This is a genomic window from Rhodanobacter fulvus Jip2 (genome assembly GCF_000264315.1).
GTDB lineage: Bacteria > Pseudomonadota > Gammaproteobacteria > Xanthomonadales > Rhodanobacteraceae > Rhodanobacter > Rhodanobacter fulvus.
Genome location: NZ_AJXU01000093.1, coordinates 1 through 499, shown reverse-complemented (window position 1 = coordinate 499; position 499 = coordinate 1). Strand labels below are relative to the sequence as shown.

Annotated in this window: 1 protein-coding gene; it reads left to right on the top strand. The window is 62.3% G+C overall.

The window, feature by feature from the left end:
• On the top strand, positions 1 to 499 hold a 499-nt coding region (locus UU9_RS17160), incomplete at both ends, for a hemagglutinin repeat-containing protein (RefSeq protein WP_007083034.1).

Below are 499 nucleotides of genomic sequence, written 5' to 3'. Positions count from 1 at the left end.
CGGCGACAGCACCACGAACCATGTCACCACGGTCAATGCCGGTGACATGCTAAGCCTGACCAGCGGAAGGGACGCCACGCTGGAAGGCGCCCAAGCCTACGGCAACACCATCCTGGCCGACATCGGCCGCAGCCTTAGCCTCACCAGCACGCAAGACACTGACCACTATAAGGAGACTTACCAGAGTGCCAGTGCGGGCCTGAGCCTGTGCATCCCGCCCATCTGCTACGGCGCCACTAGCGGTGGGGCCAGCTATAGCCAGTCCAACATCAGCAACAACTACGAGAGCGTGACGGATCAGACGGGGCTGGCGGCGGGGAGTGGTGGCTATGACATCCACGTGGGCGACACCACCACGCTGACCGGCGCGGTTATTGCCAGTACCGCTGACGCTTCAAAGAACCTGCTGGACACCGGCAGCCTCGTCGTCAATGACTTGCACAACAGCGCGCATAGCAGCGCCAGCCAGATGGGGTTCTCCTTCAGCAGCAGTAGCTCG